The sequence below is a fragment of the Enterococcus sp. AZ171 genome, assembly GCF_051714005.1.
GTDB classification, from domain to species: domain Bacteria; phylum Bacillota; class Bacilli; order Lactobacillales; family Enterococcaceae; genus Enterococcus_B; species Enterococcus_B pernyi.
In genome coordinates this window covers 1,798,957-1,817,053 of the sequence record NZ_JBIORA010000001.1, presented here as the reverse complement: position 1 = coordinate 1,817,053, position 18,097 = coordinate 1,798,957, and the positions used below count along the sequence as shown (strand labels likewise).

The window sequence follows — 18,097 nt, the reverse complement described above, 5'->3', positions numbered from 1 at the left end:
ATGAATATTTTAATACTAAGTTGCGGAACAAGGAACAAAATAGTTGAATACTTTAAAAGAGAACTTTTAGAAAACGGTGGGAAAGTTTACGGAACGGATAGTAACTTTTTAGCACCCGCACTTTATATGTGTGACGACTATTTTATTGTTCCGCCCTTCACTAGTGAGGTATATCTCAAAGAAATTCTAAAAATCTGTCAGGATAACGACATACATGCAATATTCTCTTTAATTGATACAGAGATGGAGATATTATCCAAGAATCGCCGATTATTTGAAGATAATAATATAACAGTTTTTGCACCTTCTTATGATATGGCCCAAATGTGTTTAAATAAAGAGATGATGTACAATCAACTTCTTGAATTAGGAATCAATACACCGAAAAGTTATTTTAATTATGATAACTTTCTGTTTGCTTATCAAAAAGGTGAAGTCAGTCTGCCAGTTTTTGTTAAGCCTATATGTGGAAGTGCTAGTATCGGAGTCGGATTGATCCATAGTATCGAACATCTAGAAATACTTTTTAAGACTTCAGAAACACCTCTAATGATTCAAGAGAATATGAATGGGAAAGAATATGGTATTGATTGTTATATTGATATCTTTACCGGTGAAGTGATAGACATATTTGTGAAAGAAAAACTAAGAATGCGTGCGGGTGAAACAGACAAATCTAAATCTATTCATATTCAACAGGCAAAGGAAATAATTGAAAAATTTGTGGCAAACTCTCCAGGGTTAGTTGGTCCGAATGATTTTGACTTGTTTGAAAAAGATGGCGAATTTTATTTATCAGAGGTTAACCCACGATTCGGAGGTGGCTATCCTCATGCATATGAATCCGGTGTAAATTTTACTAAATATTTAATTGAGAATAGTTTAGGTAAGAGATTAGAAAAACAAGATATTTTTTACTACAAAGAAGATATTTATATGATGAAATACAGTGAACAAATTTTAATTGAAAAATAAGAGGTGCTTTATGAATATACTCTTTATAACTGTTTCAAAAATAAATAATATAGACCAATCTGGGATTTATACTGATTTACTTAGAGAATTTGTAGCAGAAAACCATGATGTAACAGTTATTACGCCAATTCAACGTAGAGAAAAAATAGGTAAAACAATAGTTGAACAAGTGGATGGTGTTACTCTTATTAAGGTTAAAACTGGGAATTTCCAAAAAACAAATCCTATTGAAAAAACAATCAGTCAATCTATGATAGAGAAGCATTATATAAACGCAATAAAGCGGTATACAAAAAATAAAAAGTTTGATTTAGTACTGTATGCTACACCTCCTATTACATTCGAGAAAGTTGTTTCGTTTGTTAAAAAAAGAGATAATGCAAAAGCATATTTATTATTAAAAGATATATTTCCTCAAAATGCTGTAGATTTACAAATGATCAGAAACAAGAGTTTGGTTCACCAGTTCTTTCGAAATAAAGAAAAAAAATTATATCAGATATCTGATCATATAGGTTGCATGTCCCAAGGTAATCTTGATTATTTAATTAATCACAATCCAGAGATAAAAAATTCAAAGGTAGAAATCAATCCTAATACAATTGAGATACGTGAAATAGCAATAAATAAAAAAGAACGAGAAAAACGCAAAGAAGAACTTAATATAAATAAAGAATCTATTGTTTTTATGTTTGGAGGAAATCTTGGGAAACCTCAAGGAATTGACTTTCTAATTGAATATTTAAAACAAGAACAGATAGAAAATACTTTTTTTATTATCGCTGGTAATGGAACAGAAAGATATAAACTAGAAAAATTTTTCTTGGATAATCAACCGAGCAATGCTATTTTGTTAGACCAGCTTCCAAAAGAAGAATATGAAAAGATAGAACAGATTGCTGATGTTGGATTAGTATTTTTAGATAAACGATTTACAATTCCCAATATACCTTCTCGAATTTTAGGATATATGAATAGCAAAATTCCAATATTGGCAGCGACAGATAAACATACTGATTTGAGAGATATAATTATGAATGGACAGTTAGGATTTTGGTCCGAACATGGAGATATAGAGTCTTTTAGAAATAATATTATTCAGTTGTTGGATAAACAAGAAAGAAGAATTTTAGGTGAGAATGCATATATGTATTTGAAAGAAAATTATGAGGTAAAAAAAACTTACAATACGATCATGCAGCACTTTAGAGGAGAAGAGTAAATATGTTTAAAGACAAAGTATTATTGATCACCGGTGGAACTGGTTCATTTGGTAACGCGGTGATGCGAAGATTCTTAGATTCTGATATTAAAGAAATACGTATTTTTTCTCGTGATGAAAAGAAACAAGACGACATGAGAAAGAAATACAATAATGACAAATTAAAGTTTTATATCGGTGATGTTCGAGATATCAACAGTGTTAAAAACGCTATGTACGGAGTAGACTATGTTTTTCATGCTGCTGCGCTTAAACAAGTACCATCGTGTGAATTTTTTCCAATGGAAGCTGTAAAAACAAATATTATCGGAACGGATAATGTAGTTACAGCAGCTGTTGAGATGGGGATAAAAAAAGTGATTTGTCTTTCTACAGATAAAGCAGCTTATCCAATCAATGCCATGGGAATCTCTAAAGCAATGATGGAGAAAGTTTTCGTTTCTAAGGCGAAAACAGTAGCGGATGAACGAACAACGATCTGTGGGACTCGCTATGGAAATGTCATGGCTTCTCGTGGTTCGGTCATTCCACTATTTATTGAGCAAATCAAAGAGGGTAAGCCACTGACAGTAACTGATCCAGGAATGACTCGCTTTTTAATGAGTTTAGACGAAGCTGTAGAATTGGTCATCTTTGCATTTCAGAATGCCAAAGCTGGCGATATCATGGTTCAAAAATCACCTGCCTCAACTGTTGGGGATTTAGCTCAAGCAATCATTGAATTATTTGATGTAGATAACGAAGTCCATGTGATTGGAACACGCCATGGCGAAAAGAGATATGAAACTTTGCTTACCAAAGAAGAGTATCTAGTTGCTAAAGATATGGGTGATTTTTATCGTGTGCCTGCGGATACGCGTGATTTGAATTACGATAAATACTTTTTTGAAGGTAGTAAAGAATTAACACAAGAAGGTGAGTACAATTCAGATAATACTCATCGATTATCAGTAGCAGAAATCAAAGAGAAGCTCCTTGAATTGGATTATGTAAAAAAAGAGTTGAAAGCGTGGCGCACAAAATGAATATTTTAGTAACTGGAGCCAATGGATTTGTAGGTAAAAATTTGATTGCTGAATTAAAAAATGAAGGATATGAAAATATTCTCAGCTTTGATATCGACACACCCAAAAATTTATTAGACGAATATTGCAAAAAAGCAGATTTTATTTTTCATCTAGCAGGTGTCAATCGCCCTAAAGAAGAGGACGAGTTCATGAAAGGTAACTTTGGATTTACTTCAGAGTTACTTGGAAAGCTAAAAGAATATCATAATACATGCCCAGTGATGATTTCTTCATCTATTCAAGCTTCTTTGGATAACTCTTACGGTAAGAGTAAAAAAGCTGGTGAAGATCTTTTAAAATCATATCATGAGGAAACAGGCGCACCAGTTTATATCTATCGCTTTTCAAATTTGTATGGTAAATGGTCACGCCCAAATTATAATACGGTAGTTGCTACTTTTTGTTACAAGATTGCTCGTGATGAAGAAGTGACAGTCAATGACCCTAATGCGATGATTGAATTGTGTTACATTGATGACGTAGTCAAGGAATTGATTTTTTGTTTAAATGATAAACCATATATGGAAAAAGGGTATTGCTCTGTTCGAGAAGTTGATCAAATCACTGTTGGCGAATTGAAAGAACTGATTATTTCTTTTAAAGAAAGTCGAGTGAGCTTAACTTTACCAGATTTTTCGAGAAGAATTGAAAAAAATCTTTACAGCACTTATTTAAGTTTTTTACCAGAAGACGAATTTTCATATTTTTTAAAAATGAATGTAGACGATCGTGGATCTTTTACAGAATTTTTAAGAACAAAAGATCGTGGCCAAGTATCAATTAATATTTCAAAACCAGGGATCACTAAGGGAAATCACTGGCATCATACAAAAAATGAAAAATTTTTAGTAGTAAATGGCGAAGGAGTCATTCGTTTCAGAAAAATAGATTCAGATGAAGTGATTGAATATTTTGTTTCCAGTGAAAAACTGGAAGTAGTGGATATCCCAGTTGGTTATACACACAATATTGAGAATCTAGGTAAATCAGATATGGTAACCGTCATGTGGGTCAATGAACCATTTGATCCAGAACATCCTGATACTTATTATGTGGAGGTTTAATGAATGAAAAAATTAAGAGTGATGACCGTTGTAGGTACTCGTCCAGAAATCATCAGACTATCTGCAGTAATCAATCGTTTAGAGACTTCAGAAGCGATTGACCACGTGCTAGTTCATACCGGTCAAAACTATGACTATGAATTAAATGAAGTATTTTTTGAAGATTTTAAATTAAGAAAACCTGATTACTTCTTGAACGCTGCAAATGGCACAGCAATTGAAACAGTAGGAAATATCTTAATCAAGATTGATCCTATCTTAGAGGAAGTAAAACCTGATGCTTTCCTAGTATTAGGTGATACAAACAGTTGTCTATGTGCAATCGCTGCAAAAAGAAGACATATTCCTATTTTTCATATGGAAGCTGGGAATCGCTGTTTTGACCAACGTGTGCCAGAAGAAACAAATCGAAAAATCGTAGACCACACAGCAGATATCAATCTTACGTATAGTGATATTGCAAGAGAATATCTTTTACGTGAAGGATTACCTGCCGATCGCATCATTAAAACTGGAAGTCCGATGTTTGAAGTACTTCATTCGAGAAAAAAGGACATTCAGAATTCTGACATCATCCAACGTTTAGGTCTGGAAAAAGGAAAATATTTTGTTGTTTCCGCCCATCGGGAAGAAAATATCAGTTCCGAAAACAACTTTATGAATTTAGTAGATAGTCTAAATACGATTGCTGAGAAATATCAGTTACCAATCATTGTAAGTACGCACCCTCGTACAATGAAAATGATTGAAGCGAAAGGAATCGAATTTCATCAATTGGTCCAAACAATGAAACCGATGGGATTCAATGACTATAATAAGTTACAGCTCAACGCCAAAGCAGTGTTAAGTGATAGTGGAACCATTAGTGAAGAAGCTTCTACCTTGAATTTTAAAGCATTGAATATCCGTCAAGCACATGAACGCCCAGAGGCAATGGAAGAAGCAAGTGTGATGATGGTTGGACTTGAAAAAGAAAGAATCCTTCAAGGTCTAGAAGTGTTAGAAACACAAGAGAATGATACCTTGAGAAAGGTCTCAGATTATTCAATGCCAAATGTTTCAGAGAAAGTATTACGCATTATTTTGTCCTATACCGATTATGTGAATCGGGTGGTGTGGCAGAAATGAGAATAGTAGTTAATGATATCGCTGCTTCTGAGGGAGGGGCATTGTCGATTTTACGTGATTTTTATGATGAAATTGTTTCAAGCGATGACAATAACGATTGGATTTTTTTACTAGGTGATGATTACTTAGAACCTAGAGATAATATTGAAATAATAACGTTACCTTTAATAAAAAAAAGCTGGAAAAAAAGGTTAGAGTTTGACTTCTTCAATGGTAAAAAAATCATAAATAAATTTGAACCAGATCTTTATATTTCTTTACAAAATACAGCTACACTGGGGTTGAAATGTCAGCAAGTAGTGTATCTACATCAACCACTACCATATCAGAAAGAAAAAAAATACTCAATTTTCAAAAGAAAAGAAAGAAAGTATGCAGTTTATCAGTTTCTTATCGGAAATATATTTAATATCTTGTTAAAAAAAAGTGGAGCCAGAATAATAGTTCAAAGTCAATGGATGAAAAAAAACGTTAGTAAAAAAATTTCTAATTCTATAGATGTAATTCCTCCAAAAATTAATAAGTATATTGAGGAAAGATACTTTTTCTCGGAAGAAAGTTATAAAGAACAAAAAGAAAAACAATTTTTTTATCCTGCAAGTATGATTCCATATAAAAATCATGAGCTTATATTTAAAGCTGTAAATGAGTTGTTAGGAGAAAATATCAATAATTTTTCTGTATACTTGACTATTGATAAAAAAATGTGTGAACATTACTTGGAGTATATACCGTCTAATATTAAATTTTTAGGAAATATAAATCGAAATAGAGTCTTTGATATGTATACGAATTCTGTATTATTATTTCCATCATATATTGAAACCTTTGGATTGCCTTTATTAGAAGCAAAATTAGTAAATTCTCCAATAATATCATCCAAGACAGAGTTTTCTAAGGAAATTTTATTTGATTATGATAATGTTTATTATTTCGAAAAAAACGACTATCTAAAGTTGAAAAAAATTATGGAGTCATTTATAAAAAATGATTTTGAAGTATCTGAAAAAAAATTAGAGGAAAATATCCAAGAAGTTACCTTGTATAAATATTTAATAGGAGAAGAATTCAATAATGATTAAAAATATTTATAAATCGCTTTTTTTTATACTTTTGATTTCATACATTTTTACTTATACAGCTTCTTATAACGGAGTATTTGGAATATTTAAATATGGATTATCATTTTGTATGTTAACTTATTTTTATTTTTATGGAATAAACAAAGCTGTATTTCGAATTTTATCTGTCTTGTTAATTCCATTTGCTTTTTTGCCGATGATATTAATGATTATTGGATATACGGACATACTTATAAAAAATCAACTAATCAATGTTTTATACTATATACTATTTATTTTTCTTATCCTAGTAGCAGTCGATTTGTTTAGTAATACTATAGAATTTTGTAAACAGATACAATACTCTGTATTTTTTTCTCTACTTTTTTTGACAATCCAAAATAGGGATATATCAATTAATTTATTTTCTCTTTTAAATAATATTTTAGCGAATAATCGAGGAATAAGAACGTATTTAGGTTTTATCAATCCTAATATTTTAGCTTTGGTTGCATTAGTTGGTGGATTAAGTACTATATATTTAATTTATAATAAAGAAAAAAATAAAGTATTTAATTGGATTTCTTTAATTTTTATTACATTTATAATAATCAATGCTGGATCTAGAACTTCTTTTTTTTGTATTTTGATTTTTTTGTTCTTTATAATGTATTTCAAATTTCTGAAAATAATGCCACTGAAAATACGTATCATTTCTGTCACAATATGCTCCGTAATTTTTATGGTATTTTTTGGGAATATGTTGAGTCAATTGAATATTGGAAATTGGGAAAGTCTAGATTTAGATACTTTAACAAGTGGTCGACTGAATAATCAAATAAACACATATAATTTTTTGAAAAAATTTGGATATCTTTATTTTGGTATTGGGAATCTTAATTCAAGTAGTTTTTATAGTACAGGAAATGTATATGCTTCGCTTTTAAATACCGATAGCTCCTTGATGTACTATATTACTACAATTGGTATTGTGGGTTTATTTTTTATTATAATATTTCTGATTTCGTTATTTTGGCGATTACCTAACAATTCATATTTTGGTAAAAGTATATTTTTAGTTTGGATCATTACATCTTTATTTGAGCACACACTTATAGTTCCCTCCTCCCTTTTTAGTTTTTATTTTCTCATTTTCATATTGATTGAAATAAATAATAAAATGTTAGTAGGTGATGTCAATGAAAATAGTTTGGATATCTAATGTATTAAATCATCATACTTCTGAGATTACAGATGAATTATTTCGCATATATGGTAGTGATTTTATCTTTATATCAATATGTAAACCAGATTCTTTTGAATACACAAAAGGAGGAGATTATAGAGAGTTTTTAAAAAAAAACTATCATCTGAAATATTATGAAAGCAAAATCATACGTGATTTCTGTAATAGCTTGGTTGAGGAAGCGGATGTTTTAATTCAACAAGCTGCTGGAGATCGCTTTATTAGAAAGAGATTGCGCTCAAATAAGTTAACATTAAGAATTTCAGAACATATATTTAAAGATGAAAAGCATAATACTTTGCGTCGTATAAAATATATACTTAGAAATTTTCCATTTCGAAAAAAAACAAACTTTTTATTTCTAGGGGCAAGTGCATATGCTGCTAATGATATGGAAAAATGTTTTTCTTTTAAAAATAGGACTTATAAGTGGGGATATTTTCCTAAGGTTAGTTTTTCGGAGCTGATGTATAAAAAAATAAACAAAAAAATGGAGTTATTATGGGTAGGAAGATTTGTCAGTTGGAAGCATCCTGAAACCTGTATAAAAATTGCCGAGTTTCTTATTAGTAAGCAACAACCGTTTCATATAAAAATGATTGGCAATGGACCAGAGCAAAAAAGAATAAAAAGAATAATTGAGCAAAAAAACTTGGACAACTTTTTCACTTTAATTGGAGAAGTATCTTCTAATGATGTACAAGAATATATGAGATACTCTGATTATTATATATTTTCTAGTGATCATAATGAAGGGTGGGGAGCTGTATTGAATGAATCGATGGCAAATGGATGTATTCCAATTGCAAGTATTGAAGCCGGTAGTAGCCCATACTTGATTAAAGATAGAGTTAACGGATTTATTTATGATCATAAAAATTATCAAACTCTATATAATTGTTTAGAGGAGATTTTGGCTTTAGATCTGATTAGTATAAATAAAATGAGAACAGAGGCTCATTTCACAATAGTTAACGAGTGGTCGCCTAAAATAGCTACAAAAAATTTAATCCAATTGATTTCAGCATATCAAAAATCAGATATGAATTTGATACCGTTTAATGGGCCTGCAAGTTATGCTCAACCTGTTCAAAAATATACTAACATATAATTAAGGAGGTTCTCTTTTGAAAAAAGTATTATTTATATCCTCACTTTATCCAAGTGAAATTAATCCTCAGTATTGCATATTTATTGAACAACAAGCGCAAGCTTTAAAAAAAAAGGGATTAGACGTTTCAATCTTAATTCCCGTTCCAGTAAATAAAAAAGAATATCAATCTGATATTCATTTTTTTGAACAAAATGGTCTACAATGCTATAAATTTAATTACTATTGTAGAAATGTAGATAAAGTTTTTGGAATTCTTCACAAAAAAGATCAAGATACACTAAGTGCCTTTTTGAGTAAAAACAGATTTGAAATACTGTCTGCACATATTATTGATTTAGCAATATTAAAAGAATTAGTAAGAAATAAGAATAAAAGTAAGCTAGTAGTACATTTTCATGGGCTGAATGTTTGGAATAATTATTATCCAATCCGTCCTTTGATTGAGAAATTTCAATCATATGTTTTAGAAAAATATTTGAAGCGTGCAGATACTATAGTAGGTGTCAGTGATAAAGTTATTTCTATTGTACGTGAAAGAGTCAAAAATATTCCTCTAAAGGTTGTTTATAATGGAGCAGATCCACAAATTTTTATGCAAGGCGCCAATGACGAACGTATTATAAACGATGACTATACTATTCTTAGTGTAGGAAACTTAACTAAGATAAAAGGACAAAAATACTTAATCAAAGGTTTCTACGAATTTATTGAAAAAAATAATTTAAGTCAAAATGTGAGATTGGACATTGTTGGAGAAGGACCAGAAATGGAAAATCTTAAAAATTTAACTAATAATTTAGGTATTGAAAAATATGTACATTTCTATGGAAATATAGAATATAAAATAGTTGCTGAAATGATGAGTAGAAGCTCTGTATTCGTTTTGCCTTCTTTTTTCGAAGCTCTCGGTTGTGTTTATTTAGAATCGATGTTAAGCGGGATGCCCACTGTAGCGTGTAATAATGGAGGCATTTCAGAAATTATTGAACATAATAAAAATGGATATTTAGTTCAACCTAAAAACAGCGAAGCAATTGGTAATGTTTTAACAGAAGTTTATAATAATAGACAAAAATCAAGAATAATTGCTGAAAATGGAAAAAATTTAATTATGAATAAGTATACTTGGAGTAATTCAGCAGATAGTCTTATAGATGTTTATAAGTCATTGTAAAGGGTGATTATGTGAAAATTTTAGTAGTAGGAGAATATTATTCAACAAATTTGGGTGATGGAGTCATTTGTGAGACTGTACAAAAACTAATAAATAAATACTTCAAATATGATTTTGATATTGAAGAAGTACACATCATGGATATCTCAGGGAAAAACAAATTTATTTTTGCGGATGATATTGAATTAGGAAAAATAAGTTTTAAATCAAAAATATTAACTATTGTACCAAAGAATATAAGAAAAAAAATCATTCTAAACCATCGCAACGCCTCAATTAATTATTTAGTAAATTTTGAGGATTATGACCTTGTTATTTTTGCAGGTGGACAATTATTGATGGAACATTTCACCATCCAAATCAATCGAATTATTGATGAATGTCAATCTAAAAATATCCCCGTCATTTATAACGCATTAGGATACAAAGAATCAAATTTTAGATTTATTCAAAAGGAAATAAGTAAAAATATTTTAAATAGTTCTGTAAAAAGAATTTCTGTAAGAGATCATTTGAATAAAATTAATAACCTTACAGAAAAAAATGCAATTTTTGTTCCAGACAATGCGATATTTGCTAGTGAAATGTATGGAATTGAAAAATCAAAAAGTGATTGTATTGGATTGGGAATAATGTATTTTAAAGAAAAGGAACATCTTTTAGACAATTTTTGGAAACAGATAGTCACTGAATTGGAATTTAGAGAGAAAAATTGGAAATTTTTTGTAAATGGTTCAGATAGTGACTATCAATATGCTAAAAACTTGATCAAAAAATTAGAGTTACCTATTTCTAAAATAGATAAACGTCCTCAAACGCCTGAAGAATTGGTCCACACTATTTCACAATTTGATAAAATAATTTCGTTTAGATTGCATAGTCATATAATTGCTTATTCTCTACAGATACCATCAATAGCATTAGCTTGGGATAAGAAACTAGACTTTTTTTTTGAATCTATACATCACAAAGAACTAGTATTTAATTTTGAAAAAGATGAAGTTAGAAGTGTATTAGAAGCACTGCAAGATTTAAAATTTGATTCGGAGGATTTATCAACCTTAAATAGAAATAAAAAAAAGATTTTGTCTAACATGGAAGCCAATTTGAGTTTTGGTAAAGGAGCTGAAAATAATTAATAGATATACAAAGTTAGTTAGAAATTCACTTACATTTGCTATTGGTAATTTTGGAAGTAAGTTTATCTCAATACTTTTGGTCCCATTGTATACTTACGTGCTTTCTTCTGCGGATTATGGGAAAATCGATCTAGTTATAACAACGACAAACTTAGTATTACCAATATTTTTTCTATCAATTACGGAAGCAATATTACGATTTTCAATAGACGATACAAATAATTTGAAAAATACACTAAGTAGTGGCTTACTTTTGACCTTTGTACTTTCAGTTATAGCAGGTATTTTTTATCCAATTATAATTCAATTAATACCCAATGTAGATATACGTATGTTTAAATATTTACTTATAATTCTTGTTCTTCAGCAGTGTCAGTCTTTAATATCGCAATTTACGCGTGCAAGGGGTGAGGTATTAACTTACTCAATTAATGGCATTCTATTCACGTTGATAACTGTTCTTTTTAATATTGTATTTTTAGTTATTTTAAAATTAGGTATTGATGGTTACTTTTACTCAATTATAATAGCAAACCTTTTCTCAATCGTTTTTTTATCTATAAAAATGAGAATAATAAATTATATAGAGTTTAAAAGTGTTACAAGCTTACATTTAAAAGAAATGTTACGCTACTCTATTCCCTTAATTCCTAATATGGTGATGTGGTGGGTAGTCAATAGTTCAACAAGATATTTTATTCTGTATTTTAATGGCACAAGCGAGAATGGATTATATGCAGTTGCCAGTAAGCTTCCAGCTTTGATTACAATGTTGGCTGCTATTTTTTCTCAAGCTTGGCAATTATCGTCTGTAGAAGAGTATAAATCAAAAGATAGAGAGACATTTTTTAGTAAAACTTTTACCGTATATTCTATGTTGATGATGATTTCTAGCAGTGCGTTACTAATTGTTTTAAAACCAATTATGTTAATTTTTATAGAATCATCGTATTTTAGAAGTTGGACGTTTGTTCCTCCGCTAGTCCTTGCAGCAGTATATTCAAGTTTTGCAGGTTTTATAGGAACAACTTACACAGCTGCAAAAAAAACTAGTGGTATATTTTATTCTAGTATAGCAGGTGGAATAATAAGTATTTTAGTGAGCTATTTTCTTATACCGACCTATGGAGGTGTTGGAGCAGGAATAAGTTCTTTAATTGGTTTTGTTGTTATCTATTTATACCGATTAAAGGATACAAGAAAATTTATTTCTATAAAAATCGATCGGAAATTTTTCTTATTCGCAAATGTTATCTATATGTTCCAATGGATTGCTTTATATATATCTAATAATATAACTATGTTTTCACTTCAGCTTCTATTATTTTTCTTACTTCTTTTTATAAGTCGTAACAAGATATACTATTATTTTAATTTAATAAAAAAAAATAGAAGATAAAATTTATAAAAAAAGTTTTATAGCAAATAAATCAGAAAAAATAAGGGGAATAAATCGTAATTTTATTATATTTTTTAGCCTAAATTCAAATAAATTATTAATGCCATTCAGCAAATAAAGCTAGTGAGTTAAAATAAAAGAATTATACAGAGAGTCGATCATATTAGCAACCAGCTAGGGTCGATTCTTTTTCGTTCTGGTTGATCTTGGAAAACTAAGCCTTGAATCATTTATATACGATCACAAAAACGGAGAAAATTACGGTAATCATAAGCTACACGTTTAGTTATTTTGATTTTATTGTGTGCCCCTTCTATTGCCTTTTTACTATGGGGGATGGAAGACATTTTTGAGTCACCAACAATTTGAAGCGATAATTACAGCAAAATTGAGATGTGAGCCGAATAATATAAGAATCCTACACAAATAACTTCCAGTAACAGTTGAACCGCTTGCGCTTAAGGATATCATCTTTCTATAAGTATCCATGGTTTGAATGCATAAATGATTTTATGCCCACTGACTTGGGTTCAGATAATATAAAAAAGCTCTGTGATGGCTGGTGGAGTTTGAAGGTTTGTAATCTAAACATCCTTGAATTATAACCCATATAATCGCTTCTTTATTCTTTTCGAAAAGAGCTTTTTTAAAAGTTAATATATTCTTTGTTAGATTGAGTATTTTTTAGCATGATATTCAAAGCTATTTTTTATTAACGTAATTTGTTTTCAACGACTTAATTCTATCAATTTGTATATCTCTCTTTTTATTTTCTTCATAAAAATAGTGTCAGTAGAAAACAAAATTGTTTCCCGCCAACACTAAACATTAATGATATAATTCTTATATATTTATTCCCGCCATCCCGGTGTCACTGCCTCCTTACAAAACGTGAACCGCTTCTTGTCATAATTCACCAAGCCGGAGTCTTTCAGCTGTTTGATCACCTGTCCGGCGGTTTCACGAGTGGTACCACTATTGACTGCTAGTTCTTTCAACGTGATCGGATAGGGTATCGATATATGACCGTCTTCTGTAGGGATTCCTAATTCTTCTTTTAAAACAAATAAGTTTTGTTTCACTCGGTCAAATGCACTGGAGGTCAAGCCGATTTGAATGCGTAGTTCGTGCATCTGAACGACTTTTCCTAACTTCTGGATCATGTAAATCAACTGATTGGGGTTGTTTTTGACAATTTTTTCATAACAAGCTACAGGAAAATAAAAAGTCTCGATATCTGTCATGGCTTGTGCTGTATACGTATAAGGTTCTTCTTCAAAAATACCAGACATTGGAAAGAGATTATTTGCTGTGACATAATCATAGTAGTAATAAGTAGCACTTTCGTCATAACGCTCTAAACGGATCAATCCTTCTGTTAAGACATAGAAACGTTGCCGCTCATCTCCTTCATCAAAAAGCACTTGTCCTTTCTTATATGAACGTAGGACAGTCTGCTCTTTGATTTCTTCAAATTCCTCATCAGTAAAGTGTTCAAAATCAGGTTGATATCTGAGTTTAGAAAAATGATAATCGATTTTATTTACACGCATGAACATCCCTGCTTCCTATAATTCTCTCCTTCTATTGTGACTTCTTTTATTTCTTTTGTAAAGCCATAATACATTCCGAGAAAAGCTATATTTTGTAAAATATTAATTGCGTTTGTTATTATGTAGGATTTATACAAAACAGATGAATATAATTTGATGAGTGATCATAAAAGTGTATAAAAAACAAATAATATACATAAAGTAAACGCTAACAACCTTAATTCAAATGGGATTTAAAAATATACAAAAAAATTTTTTTGATGAATAAAAATTTTTTTGAGAGAGTTTTCAGTATAAAAAAAAGAGAAATTATTAATAAAAGATGCAAAAATGTGTAATTATTTAATTAAGCTTTAATAATGAGAGATTCTTCTCTTTTTAAATGCGAGAAAAGCATGAAAGTGATTACAAAAGCAGTTTATTCTAAGTATGTAATCAAAACGAAGGAGGCAACACAACATGGATAAACCGATTCACGTTTTCTCTGAGATAGGAAAGTTAAAGACAGTATTATTAAAACGACCTGGTCAAGAAGTGGAAAATCTAACGCCTGATATTATGGATCGTTTGTTGTTCGACGACATTCCGTATCTACCGATTGCACAAGCTGAGCATGATGAATTTGCACAAGTGCTCCAAAGTGAAGGCGCTGAAACATTATATTTAGAAAAATTAGCGGCTGAAGCAATCGATGCAGGTAATGTCAAAGAGGAATTTTTAAATAAAATGTTAGATGAATCTTTTATTGCATCTAATGCTGTTAGAGATGGTCTTCATGAGTTCCTTCTATCAATGGAAACTCAAGATATGGTAGATAAGATCATGGCGGGTGTCCGTACAAAAGATATCGATGTGAAATCACGTAGTTTATACGATTTATCATCTGATGACGACTATCCTTTCTACATGGATCCAATGCCAAACCTATACTTTACAAGGGACCCTTCCGCATCAATGGGGAATGGGATGACAATCAATAAAATGGCATTTGAAGCACGTCGTCGTGAGTCAATGTTCACAGAATACATTTTGAACCACCACCCACGTTTTGCAAATAAAGGGGTTGACGTATGGTTGGATCGCGAAAATCCAGATCATATCGAAGGTGGGGATGAATTGATCCTTAGTGACACAGTTGTCGCTGTGGGTATCTCACAAAGAACAAATGCAAAAGCGATTGAGCGTTTAGCACGTCACTTATTTGCGAAAAATGCAGGATTTGAAAAAGTCTTGGCAATCAAGATCCCGAATAATCGTGCCATGATGCATTTAGATACAGTATTTACTATGGTTGACCATGATAAATTCACAATCCATCCAGCGATCCAAAGTAAAGAAGGAAAAATGGACGTCTTTACAATTGAACAAGCTGGCGATGATATCAAAATTTCTCATTCAGATGATTTACAAGAGTCATTGAAATCAGTTTTAGGGTTAGATGATCTTGTATTGATCCCAACAGGTAATGGCGATGCGATTGTTGCACCTCGTGAACAATGGAATGATGGCTCAAACACATTAGCGATTGCTCCAGGGGTGGTAGTTACTTACAATCGTAACTATGTATCAAACGAATTATTGAGAAGCTACGGCATCAAAGTATTGGAAATCACTTCAAGTGAATTGTCACGCGGTCGTGGTGGCCCTCGTTGCATGAGCCAACCATTAGTTCGTGAAGATTTAAAATAGTTTATTCCTGATGGCAGTCACTGTCAGCTGCCATCAGATTTCCTCTTAATACCAAGTGCTTTATGTACTATCAAATAGAATACAATTTTAAAGGAGAATGTTCATATGAAAGAATCAGTATTTCAAGGAAGAAGTTTATTAGCAGAAAAAGATTTTACAAAGGAAGAGTTACAATATTTGATCGACTTTTCTCAACACTTGAAAGATTTGAAAAAACGTGGCATCCCACATCATTACTTAGAAGGAAAAAACATTGCATTACTATTTGAAAAAACATCAACACGTACACGTGCAGCATTTACAACGGCAGCAATCGATCTTGGTGCGCATCCAGAGTATTTAGGTGCAAATGACATCCAATTAGGTAAAAAAGAATCTACAGAAGATACTGCCAAAGTATTAGGTAGTATGTTTGACGGAATCGAGTTCCGTGGTTTCAGCCAAAAAATGGTGGAAGAATTAGCTGAATTCTCAGGCGTACCTGTATGGAATGGTTTAACTGATGAATGGCACCCAACTCAAATGATCGCTGACTTCTTAACGATCCAAGAAAACTTCGGTAAAGTGGAAGGCATCACAGTTGCTTATTGTGGCGATGGACGTAACAACATGGCGAACTCATTGTTAGTAACAGGTGCGATCTTAGGAACAAATATGCGTATCGTTGCACCAAAAGAATTACAACCTGAAGAAGAAATCATGAAAATGGCTGAAGAGTTTGCAGCGAAATCAGGTGCACAATTAATGATCACTGACGATGTTGCTAAAGGGGTAGACGGAGCAGACGTTCTTTACTCAGACGTTTGGGTATCAATGGGTGAAGAAGATAAATTTGAAGAACGTATCAAATTATTGAAACCTTACCAAATCAATATGGATATGATCGAAAAAACAAACAATACAGATCGTTTGATCTTCTTACACTGCTTACCAGCATTCCATGATACGAAGACAGTTTACGGTGAACAAATGAAAGAACGCTTCGGCATCACTGAAATGGAAGTAACAGACGAAGTATTCCGCAGTAAATATGCACGTCAATTTGAGCAAGCAGAAAACCGTATGCACTCAATCAAAGCAATCATGGCAGCAACACTAGGAAACTTATTCATTCCTCGTGTGTAACAACTAACAAGTAAATAATCAAAACGAGTCAGCGTGAGGATCGTTCAGAAAGAACGCTGGCTTGTTTTGTCATCGGTAAAATTCAGAATGTTCTGAAAGAAAGGGAGATAGACATGGCAAACAGAAAAGTGGTTGTTGCATTAGGCGGAAACGCGATTTTATCAACAGATGCAAGTGCAAAAGCGCAACAAGACGCATTGATGGAAACAGCAAAATACTTAGTGAAATTTATTGAACAAGGAGATGAATTGATCATCTCACATGGTAATGGTCCTCAAGTTGGGAATTTATTGATCCAACAACAAGCGGCTGATTCAGAAAAAACACCGGCAATGCCATTAGATACATGTGTGGCGATGACGGAAGGTTCAATTGGCTATTGGTTGCAAAATGCGATGGGCGAAGTGTTGAAGGAAAAAGGAATCGATAAAGATGTCGTTTCGTTAGTGACACAAGTCATCGTTGATGAAAATGATCCATCGTTCAAAAATCCAAGCAAACCAGTTGGACCGTTTTATACAGAAGAAGAAGCGAATGATCAGATGAAAGCAGACTCTTCTGTAACATTCAAAGAAGATGCAGGACGTGGTTGGCGTAAGGTCGTTGCTTCTCCAAAACCAATCTCAATCAAAGAAGCTCGAGTCATCCAAACATTAGTGGAACAAGGCGTAATCACCATTTCTGTAGGTGGTGGCGGTATTCCAGTAGTGGAAACTGCAACAGGTCTTGAAGGAAAAGAAGCTGTTATCGATAAAGATTTTGCTTCTGAAAAATTAGCAGAGATCATTGGTGCAGATCTATTGATCGTGTTGACGGGTGTCGATAATGTCTACGTAAATTATCAAAAACCAGATCAAAAGAAATTAGAAACAGTTGGTGTTTCAGAAGTGAAACAGTATATTGCTGAAAACCAATTTGCTCCAGGAAGCATGTTGCCAAAAGTGGAAGCAGCGATTGCCTTTGTTGAGGCTCGTCCTACTGGGAAAGCAATTATTACTTCCTTAGAAAATATTGAAAATCTATTAGCTTCAGAAGAAGGAACAATCATTGTTGCTGATGAAGCGTAAGAAACTTTTTATCGTTTTACCATGACCATGTGTATAAAATGTCCAGTTGGTTTTTAATCTCCTTTAGACCTCCT

16 protein-coding genes are annotated in these 18,097 nt (G+C 31.8%); 14 read left to right on the top strand and 2 right to left on the bottom strand.

What is annotated here, in order from left to right; genetic code table 11:
* From IGJ49_RS08785 to IGJ49_RS08735, 11 genes are read left to right on the top strand one after another with little or no spacing between them, the layout of a single operon-like run.
* Positions 1-975 (top strand): ATP-grasp domain-containing protein, encoded by a 975-nt coding sequence (locus IGJ49_RS08785; protein WP_438723163.1) that lies wholly within the window; start codon positions 1-3, stop codon positions 973-975.
* Between the two features lie 10 nt (positions 976-985).
* Positions 986-2,197 (top strand): glycosyltransferase family 4 protein, encoded by a 1,212-nt coding sequence (locus tag IGJ49_RS08780; protein WP_438723161.1) that lies wholly within the window; start codon positions 986-988, stop codon positions 2,195-2,197.
* Between the two features lie 2 nt (positions 2,198-2,199).
* On the top strand, positions 2,200-3,222 hold the full coding sequence (locus IGJ49_RS08775; protein WP_438723159.1) for a polysaccharide biosynthesis protein: 1,023 nt from the start codon (positions 2,200-2,202) through the stop codon (positions 3,220-3,222).
* Positions 3,219-4,328, top strand: a complete 1,110-nt coding sequence (locus IGJ49_RS08770; RefSeq protein ID WP_438723157.1) for a capsular polysaccharide biosynthesis protein CapF — start codon at positions 3,219-3,221, stop codon at positions 4,326-4,328. Before IGJ49_RS08775 ends, IGJ49_RS08770 begins: the two co-directional genes overlap by 4 nt.
* A 3-nt stretch (positions 4,329-4,331) precedes the next feature.
* A complete protein-coding gene (wecB, locus tag IGJ49_RS08765; RefSeq protein WP_438723156.1) occupies positions 4,332-5,456 on the top strand; it encodes a non-hydrolyzing UDP-N-acetylglucosamine 2-epimerase in 1,125 nt (374 codons plus the stop codon).
* Positions 5,453-6,538: a glycosyltransferase gene (locus IGJ49_RS08760; protein ID WP_438723154.1), complete on the top strand. Its 1,086-nt coding sequence runs from the start codon at positions 5,453-5,455 to the stop codon at positions 6,536-6,538. Before wecB ends, IGJ49_RS08760 begins: the two co-directional genes overlap by 4 nt.
* Positions 6,531-7,739: an O-antigen ligase family protein gene (locus IGJ49_RS08755; protein ID WP_438723152.1), complete on the top strand. Its 1,209-nt coding sequence runs from the start codon at positions 6,531-6,533 to the stop codon at positions 7,737-7,739. Before IGJ49_RS08760 ends, IGJ49_RS08755 begins: the two co-directional genes overlap by 8 nt.
* Complete coding sequence (locus IGJ49_RS08750) at positions 7,717-8,874, top strand: glycosyltransferase (protein WP_438723150.1); 1,158 nt, start codon at positions 7,717-7,719, stop codon at positions 8,872-8,874. Before IGJ49_RS08755 ends, IGJ49_RS08750 begins: the two co-directional genes overlap by 23 nt.
* A gap of 16 nt (positions 8,875-8,890) precedes the next feature.
* Positions 8,891-10,051 (top strand): glycosyltransferase family 4 protein, encoded by a 1,161-nt coding sequence (locus IGJ49_RS08745; RefSeq protein WP_438723148.1) that lies wholly within the window; start codon positions 8,891-8,893, stop codon positions 10,049-10,051.
* A gap of 11 nt (positions 10,052-10,062) precedes the next feature.
* Positions 10,063-11,190: a polysaccharide pyruvyl transferase family protein gene (locus tag IGJ49_RS08740; RefSeq protein WP_438723146.1), complete on the top strand. Its 1,128-nt coding sequence runs from the start codon at positions 10,063-10,065 to the stop codon at positions 11,188-11,190.
* A complete protein-coding gene (locus IGJ49_RS08735) occupies positions 11,165-12,589 on the top strand; it encodes a lipopolysaccharide biosynthesis protein (RefSeq protein WP_438723144.1) in 1,425 nt (474 codons plus the stop codon). Before IGJ49_RS08740 ends, IGJ49_RS08735 begins: the two co-directional genes overlap by 26 nt.
* Positions 12,590-12,819: 230 nt before the next feature.
* On the opposite strand, the gene IGJ49_RS08730 is transcribed toward IGJ49_RS08735, so the two are convergent.
* Positions 12,820-12,936 (bottom strand): transposase, encoded by a 117-nt coding sequence (locus tag IGJ49_RS08730; RefSeq protein ID WP_438723142.1) that lies wholly within the window; start codon positions 12,934-12,936, stop codon positions 12,820-12,822.
* A gap of 504 nt (positions 12,937-13,440) precedes the next feature.
* On the bottom strand, positions 13,441-14,142 hold the full coding sequence (locus IGJ49_RS08725; protein WP_023519859.1) for a Crp/Fnr family transcriptional regulator: 702 nt from the start codon (positions 14,140-14,142) through the stop codon (positions 13,441-13,443).
* Positions 14,143-14,601: 459 nt separating this feature from the next.
* On the opposite strand from IGJ49_RS08725, the gene arcA reads away from it, so the two are divergent.
* The 3 genes from arcA to arcC all read left to right on the top strand — a co-directional run bounded on the left by arcA (position 14,602) and on the right by arcC (position 18,023).
* Complete coding sequence (gene arcA, locus IGJ49_RS08720) at positions 14,602-15,831, top strand: arginine deiminase (RefSeq protein ID WP_062805084.1); 1,230 nt, start codon at positions 14,602-14,604, stop codon at positions 15,829-15,831.
* 105 nt (positions 15,832-15,936) lie between these two features.
* On the top strand, positions 15,937-16,956 hold the full coding sequence (argF, locus tag IGJ49_RS08715) for an ornithine carbamoyltransferase (RefSeq protein ID WP_438723140.1): 1,020 nt from the start codon (positions 15,937-15,939) through the stop codon (positions 16,954-16,956).
* A gap of 113 nt (positions 16,957-17,069) precedes the next feature.
* Positions 17,070-18,023 (top strand): carbamate kinase, encoded by a 954-nt coding sequence (gene arcC, locus IGJ49_RS08710; RefSeq protein WP_438723138.1) that lies wholly within the window; start codon positions 17,070-17,072, stop codon positions 18,021-18,023.
* The last annotated feature ends 74 nt before the right edge of the window (positions 18,024-18,097 follow it).

Bases quoted from the DNA above. Each gene is read 5' to 3' on its own strand.
- IGJ49_RS08785 (WP_438723163.1), top strand. From the start codon at position 1: ATGAATATTTTAATACTAAGTTGCGGAACAAGGAACAAAATAGTTGAA.
- IGJ49_RS08780 (WP_438723161.1), top strand. From the start codon at position 986: ATGAATATACTCTTTATAACTGTTTCAAAAATAAATAATATAGACCAA.
- IGJ49_RS08775 (WP_438723159.1), top strand. From the start codon at position 2,200: ATGTTTAAAGACAAAGTATTATTGATCACCGGTGGAACTGGTTCATTT.
- IGJ49_RS08770 (WP_438723157.1), top strand. From the start codon at position 3,219: ATGAATATTTTAGTAACTGGAGCCAATGGATTTGTAGGTAAAAATTTG.
- wecB (WP_438723156.1), top strand. From the start codon at position 4,332: ATGAAAAAATTAAGAGTGATGACCGTTGTAGGTACTCGTCCAGAAATC.
- IGJ49_RS08760 (WP_438723154.1), top strand. From the start codon at position 5,453: ATGAGAATAGTAGTTAATGATATCGCTGCTTCTGAGGGAGGGGCATTG.
- IGJ49_RS08755 (WP_438723152.1), top strand. From the start codon at position 6,531: ATGATTAAAAATATTTATAAATCGCTTTTTTTTATACTTTTGATTTCA.
- IGJ49_RS08750 (WP_438723150.1), top strand. From the start codon at position 7,717: ATGAAAATAGTTTGGATATCTAATGTATTAAATCATCATACTTCTGAG.
- IGJ49_RS08730 (WP_438723142.1), bottom strand. From the start codon at position 12,936: ATGTCTTCCATCCCCCATAGTAAAAAGGCAATAGAAGGGGCACACAAT.
- IGJ49_RS08725 (WP_023519859.1), bottom strand. From the start codon at position 14,142: ATGCGTGTAAATAAAATCGATTATCATTTTTCTAAACTCAGATATCAA.
- arcA (WP_062805084.1), top strand. From the start codon at position 14,602: ATGGATAAACCGATTCACGTTTTCTCTGAGATAGGAAAGTTAAAGACA.
- argF (WP_438723140.1), top strand. From the start codon at position 15,937: ATGAAAGAATCAGTATTTCAAGGAAGAAGTTTATTAGCAGAAAAAGAT.
- arcC (WP_438723138.1), top strand. From the start codon at position 17,070: ATGGCAAACAGAAAAGTGGTTGTTGCATTAGGCGGAAACGCGATTTTA.